At 69.7% G+C, this 6,190-nt stretch carries 5 protein-coding genes; 4 read left to right on the forward strand and 1 reads right to left on the reverse strand.

The window, feature by feature from the left end; all coding sequences use genetic code 11:
• Positions 1-46: 46 nt before the first annotated feature.
• From ACFYXM_RS34530 to ACFYXM_RS34540, 3 genes are all read left to right on the forward strand, one after another.
• Positions 47-874 (forward strand): transposase family protein, encoded by an 828-nt coding sequence (locus ACFYXM_RS34530; protein ID WP_389295467.1) that lies wholly within the window; start codon positions 47-49, stop codon positions 872-874.
• Positions 875-979: 105 nt separating this feature from the next.
• On the forward strand, positions 980-1,480 hold the full coding sequence (locus tag ACFYXM_RS34535; RefSeq protein WP_389295470.1) for a hypothetical protein: 501 nt from the start codon (positions 980-982) through the stop codon (positions 1,478-1,480).
• Positions 1,481-2,458: 978 nt separating this feature from the next.
• Positions 2,459-4,087: a replication-relaxation family protein gene (locus ACFYXM_RS34540; RefSeq protein WP_389295472.1), complete on the forward strand. Its 1,629-nt coding sequence runs from the start codon at positions 2,459-2,461 to the stop codon at positions 4,085-4,087.
• Between the two features lie 543 nt (positions 4,088-4,630).
• Here ACFYXM_RS34540 and ACFYXM_RS34545 read toward each other — a convergent pair.
• Complete coding sequence (locus tag ACFYXM_RS34545; protein WP_389295474.1) at positions 4,631-5,818, reverse strand: helix-turn-helix domain-containing protein; 1,188 nt, start codon at positions 5,816-5,818, stop codon at positions 4,631-4,633.
• Between the two features lie 187 nt (positions 5,819-6,005).
• Here ACFYXM_RS34545 and ACFYXM_RS34550 point away from each other — a divergent pair.
• Positions 6,006-6,190, forward strand: a 185-nt coding sequence (locus ACFYXM_RS34550) for a hypothetical protein (protein ID WP_389295480.1), incomplete at its 3' end; no start/stop codon positions are given.

Consider the following 6,190-nt stretch of genomic DNA (forward strand, 5'->3'; position numbering starts at 1 on the left):
TCGGTACGGGCGTAACCGGGGTACCCCCGGCGGCCGTTGGGATTGTGTGACGAATACCAAAGAGCGCGCCGAGGACACCTGCCCGCTTGTCTACCAGTGCCGTCTGCCGCTGTCCACGCGCACCGTCAACCACCTCGCCGATCTGCTCAGACGCCATCTGAAGGTGATTCGGTCCCGGTGGCGGATTCTGCCGCCGGGGAAGATCGCGGTGATCGTCCTGGCCGTACTGCGCCACGACCAGCGCCTGGCTGACATGGCCGGCGGCAACGGCGTGTCCGAGTCCACCGTCCGCCGCTGGCGCGACGAGCTGATCGGACTGCTCGCCGCCCAGGCGCCGCGCCTGGACCGCGCCCTGAAGAAGGTCGCCAAGCAGGGCGGGAAGGTAGTCCTGATCGATGGCACCCTCATCCGCACCCGACGCCGCACAGGGAAGGCCGACCGGCGGAACTATTCCGGCAAGCACCATGGCCTGCACTTCCTCGCCCTGACCGACGAGAGAGGCCGCCTGATCTGGATATCCGCCGCCCGCCCCGGCCGTACCCATGACAACACCGCAGCCCGCCACGACCACATCGCGGTCCACCTGCGCGCCGCCGGCCTCGGGGCATTGGCCGACCTCGGCTTCCGCGGCCTGGACAACGACGTACTCGACCCGGTGATCGTCACTGGCTACTCCGCCAGCCGCACCCACAAGCTCACCCCGGGCCAGAAGGAAGCCAACCGCGTCCTCGCCGTCGGACGCGCACCGGTCGAACACGGCTTCGCCCACCTCAAGAACTGGCGGATCCTCACCAAGCTCCGTACCGATCCCGCTCGCGCCACACGCCTCGTGCGTGCCCTGCTCGTCCTGACAAATCTCGAAGTCAGCCGCTGAGACAACGTCCAGCGCCCCGTCCTGTACCTGGCCTGCGTGTAGTGGGAAGTTGGAGGGCCTGCGCCGCCCGGAAGGCAGGCCCTCCAACTGCAGAGAGGATCGATCATGACCTCGGACCACGACACGCTGTGGCGTCGCTGCGCGTACCTGGGTCGTGTCCTGCTGCCACTGCTGGACCAGGAGCCATGGCGCCAGGCTCGCCGCCGGGAGCGGCTGCACTCCTGGGGCATTGACGTGACGGTGGGGGAACGCCTCATTGAGGTCTTCGCGGCCTTAGCCGCCCACGCTGTCGCGGTGGACACTTCCTTGTCCGCATCAGAGTTCGAGACCCTGCCCCTCAGCGCCGTGACTGACGCAGCAACCGGCAAGCAAGACTTCGAACTACTCGCCGGGCTCCCAGACACCTTCGCCGACGACCGCGACGAAATCGCGGTCAGAATCTTCCGCCTGCACGCCTATAAGAGCGGTCAGACCAGTCTCCAGCTCCTTCGGCTGAGCACGGAAGTGCGCCATACGCTGACCGTCCTTACAGCCCGCGAGTCGGTGCCCTCCCCCACGTGCGGAGACATCTTCCGCAAGGCGGACGAGGCCAACCTGCCGCAGTAAGCACGAAGATTGCCACTCCGGGCCGTTGGCATCAGCAATACAACACAGCCTGACGGACGATCTACTGCTCAGACTGCCGCCCGCGACCAGCGTGAGCAACCTGAGAACCGGTCACACCAGCCCTTTGACCTGCGTCTTCAAGTTGGCGGAGGCTCAGTGGAGCCCACTCGGTGGAGCGGCCGACACCGTGGGGGAGTGGGCGACATCGACGGGGGTGGGGTAGCGCCCCCATCCGGCGCGTTTCTCCTTGACAACAGCTCAGGTCAAGGAGAAACACGCCGCCTCCACCGCTCCCACCCGGGCCCACTCCCACCGCACCGGATGGGCGCACCACCCATGCCGTCACCGCACCTGGTGCGTGCAGCGCGGGCGCGCCGTCGTCATCGGTGGCGCGCACTACACAGCGGTCAGGTGCACCGGGTGCGCGCCAGGCCCCCCTTGACCACCTTGGTCGGCCCTACCACGAACGCGACCATGACCCCTTGCCCAGGTCTGCTACCGCCCCGACGACCGCCGCATAACTCCTTGACCACGTCCGCTACCGGCCGCGGTCAGACCGCGGTCAAGGGGGTCGGCTGCACGCTGCTCCTTCGCGACGACCGCCCCGGCCGGGGCAGCGAAGGAGACGAGAAGGATGACGAGCACTCACCCGAGGGCCGGGCAGCGGCACCGCTCGGGCCGATCACATCGGAAGGCCGGCCCGTGGCGGGCAAGCCCAAGGGGGCTCCCTGGGTGCCCACTTCAAAGGCCCCTCGGGAACCCCCTTTGGAGCCCGGCACCCCGGTCCGGAGGAAAACCCCTAGTCAGGGCCGTAATCAGCGCGAAAACTGCGCCGTCACAACCCTCTTCTCTCCTCTATATGTCCGTAGTGGAGGAGATCATCGGGTCCCGGGGGGCCCGGACGCCCTCCCAGGCCGGGCGCGGCCAGCAGCGCCGGTCGGCCGGCGGCCGGACACGAGCCACGAGGGAGCAGAGCTGATGGCGGGGAAGCGGAAGAACAACCCGGCGGGGTCGACGAACAGCTACCGCGGCGACGTGCTGCGCGTGCTCGGAGCGCTGAAGGTGGCCACGGCTGATCAGATCCAGCGGATCGGCGCCCCTCACCTGACCTTCCGGCACGCCGACAAGGAGACTCCGTCGAAGCAGAAGCAGGCCCGCACCGCCTCGCATACCGGCGCGCTCTCCGACATGCGCAAGCACGGCCTGTCCGAGAACGGCGGCTCCACCGAGACGGGGGACAGGCTGCGGAACCTGACCCCCAAGGGACTGGAGGCCGCCTCCTACGAGCTGCAACGCCCGGTGACGGAGATGGGTTCCACTGCTCGCGGCGCGGGCTCCAGCGGTGCCTCCCACCCGATGGCCGTCAACGAGACCGTGATCGCGATGCTGCGCCCGAAGCCGAACATGGCCAGGCTTGCCGACGACCTGCCGCACGTCCAGGCCGCCGCCCAGGCCGCCGTCGACGGACCGGACGGGATCGGCACGATCGCTTCGTACTGGACCGAGGTCCCGCTGCCTGCCACCGGCACGTGGAACGCGCCCGGCAAGGGCGGCGCGCAGGCCGACTTGGTTCTCACCGCTCCGCAGGACGGGGTTCCGCTGCTGTTCATCGAGGTCGACAACTGCCACGAGACGCCGGAGGAGCTCGCCGCCAAGCTGGAGAAGTACGCCCGTTTCTTCCGGCGGAAGGTGAAGGACACCGACGGCCAGGAGCGCCCGATGTGGCGCACCCGCTGGAACGCCCCCGCGGGCCGGGCCAGTGATTTGCCGCACCCGCCCGTGCTCCTGGTGTTCAACCGCATCGGCGAACGCAACCCCAACCACACCATTCCGCGTCTGCAGGAGCTCACCCGCCACCTGTGGCAGGGAGAGCGGCAGCAAGGGGGCCACCATTACTACGACGGGAAGGTCCCGATCGTCGCGGTCGGGCTGCGCAACCTCCGCGAACAGGGTTCGGCCGGAGCCGTGTTCGCCCGCTTCGGCCGCGACCGGCCGCAGCCCCTTCTGGAAGCGATCGGCAACCCCCGTCTCGAGGCGGCCGATGCCCGTGCCCGGGAAGAGGCCAGGGCCCGTCAGGAGGAGTACCAGGCACGGGTGCGGCGGGCTGTCCAGGAGCAGGCGGCGAAGAAGGCAGCCGAGCGTGAGGCCCGCCGTCCGGTGTGCGCCGGCTGCGGGGCGAGGTTCACCGACGAGCGCTGGGAGGCGGCACAGGCGACGGACTGGGGGAGGCCGAAGGACACCCACCCGCACCTGTGCGACGACTGCAAGCAGAGGGCCGACACCGCCAAGGTTCCGGCAGTTGGCAAGCAGGAGCACCCGGAACCGGTACGTGACGGGGCACCGGAGCAGGATTTCCGGCGATATGCCCGCCGCCCTGTCTGCACCGAATGCGGTGCCGGGTTCACCGACGAACGGTGGAGGGCGGTCGAGCGCGTTGGCTGGGGCGCTTCCCAAGAGCCCCGACCGTCGCTGTGCGAGGACTGCGACCGGCAGGCCGTCACCGACATACAGCAAGCCTGGCCGGGCGCGCACCAGCACCAGGAGGAGGACCGGGCTGTGCCCGAGCAGAAGGCCGGCGGAACCTGGTTCTCCCGCTTCCGTAGATGACACGACGGACCCGCGCCGAATCCCGCACCGGGGCATAGGCTGCTCCCGGCTCGCGCCGGCATGGGTGCGCGGGCAAGGCCCCGGTCCCCGCATCAGCGGGACGCAGTACGGCCGGGGCCGCCATCTCCCCTCCGGTGCCCCCTCTTCCCGCTCACGGACCCGCTCCCGTCCCCGGACCGCACCCGTGCGCGGAACACCGGCTTGGCCGTCCGACCACGAAATGCCGGGTGTCCGGAACCACCGACAGCATGAGCGGCACCTGATACGAGAGGAGCCGGGCAATGGCTGACGTGTACTGGACGGCGGAAGCGGAGTGCGATGACTGCGGATGGGTCGGTGACGGCCGGTTCGAGGACGGCGGCATAGTCGACTCCGGCCACGACTGCGAGGGAGACGACTGACCCAGGACGACAGCTGAACCCGGCGGCGCCCCCGAGCACGGGGGTGCCGCCGTTCTGAGACCGAGGACCGGGCCCCGGCACGGAGAACAACGGCCCGGCTTCCCACCCTCCCCCTTCGTGAGGCGGCGGGCCTGCCGCAGGTTCAGAGGCGGATGCCGGAGAGCCGGGAGAGCCGTTTCAGTTCGGGGTTGGCGCGGCGGTGGAGGGAGGCGAGGACGCGTAGTACTTCGCGGCCCATGGGGTGGATGCGGGCCATCTGGGGCGCGGAGTTGAAGGCGTGGGACAGGTTCTCGAGTGCGCCGTCGCGGTCGCCGAGGTCGAGCTGGGCGCGCGCGGCGTTGATCCGGGTCGGTGCGACCCGGGTCGGCGGCAGTCCTTCGAGTGCTTGGCCCAGGTCGTCGGTGAGGGCGAGCGCGTCGTGCGGCCGGCCGAGATCGACCTGGGTCGCCAGCACGTGCGTGAACGTGTTCTGCGGCCCGAACGTGAGACCGTGAGCGTCAATGTCACGCGGGAACGAACGGGCGGCGCGCCATGCGGACTCGATGTGCCGCTGCGCCTCGCGTTTGCCTTCGGTCTTGTCCTGGAGGCGTCCGGCGAGTGTCATCCCGCGCAGGTTCAGGATGCCGACCGCGAGGTCGCGGTCGGCTGTGCTGAGCGGGGCGGACTGCACGGCTGCGATGGCCCGGTCGATGACGACCAGGCCGCGTTCGACGTCTCCGAAGTTGAGGTAGGTGCCCGCGCGGTCGCGGGAACTGAACGCCTCGGCGACGGGGTTGGGCTGCTGCTCGACGGCCCACCGCTGCCGCGTGACCGCGAGCTCCGCCATGTCCATCCAGCGGTGCCGCGCGGCGAGCCAGTAGACCGTGCTGTACACGTCCGCGAGCCCGGACCACGCCTGTGGTGTGTTGGCTGTGTGCGCGTAGGTCGTGGCGCTGCGCAGCAGCCCGGGGAGCAGGATGATCAGTGCGGCGACGTCCACGGCGTCGCGGAACCGGTCCGCTGTCTGAAGGCCGGCCGTGACGCGGTTCTCGGGCACGGCCTGGGGGTCGGGCATGTCGTAGTCGCGCATCGCGGACCGGAGCTTTGCGAGCAGCTGTTCGTCGTCGGCCGTGACCGAGGCGCGGCCGAGTACGTCGGCCATGCTCGTCCCGAACGCGCGGCCCAGGGCCGCGGCCACTTCGGGTGTCAGGGCCCGGTCTCCGACCTCGATCTTGCTGAGCAGCGAGGTGGACACGCTCGCGCGGTCCGAGAGCTGAGTCTGGGTCCAGCCGCGGGCCTTGCGCAGCATCGCCACGTGCTCGCCCGGCGCCGGATCGATGATGGTGCCCATGGTGGTCAGTCTCTCTGGTCGGCGCGGCCCCTTGATGCCATGCTCACAGGCAGACCAAGTGCCCGCACACGTGTTGTGCAAACTCTGTGCAAGTCGGCGCGGCACCGGGGGCGTTAACTGAAGTGAAAGACCCCGCGGCCGCCGTTGCGGCCCGGGACGTGGCCATCAACTGGATGGAGTTGACGGCATGGCCCACACCAACGCCCGCCCGCAAACCTGTGCACAAAGAGAGCTTCTTCCTGCCCCCGGACACCACCAGAACCCGCTGCCGCACCCCGCCGCGCTGAGGCGCCGTTTCAACTTCGAGGCCGTCGCCCCGATCGCCGACGCCGACGCCGAGGCGGTCCTGATACGCCGCCAGGCCGTCGCCGC

It is taken from the genome of Streptomyces sp. NPDC002476 (assembly GCF_042889785.1).
GTDB lineage: Bacteria > Actinomycetota > Actinomycetes > Streptomycetales > Streptomycetaceae > Streptomyces.

Coding starts and splice junctions, on each gene's coding strand:
- ACFYXM_RS34535 (WP_389295470.1), top strand. CDS start 980: ATGACCTCGGACCACGACACGCTGTGGCGTCGCTGCGCGTACCTGGGT.
- ACFYXM_RS34540 (WP_389295472.1), top strand. CDS start 2,459: ATGGCGGGGAAGCGGAAGAACAACCCGGCGGGGTCGACGAACAGCTAC.
- ACFYXM_RS34545 (WP_389295474.1), bottom strand. CDS start 5,818: ATGGGCACCATCATCGATCCGGCGCCGGGCGAGCACGTGGCGATGCTG.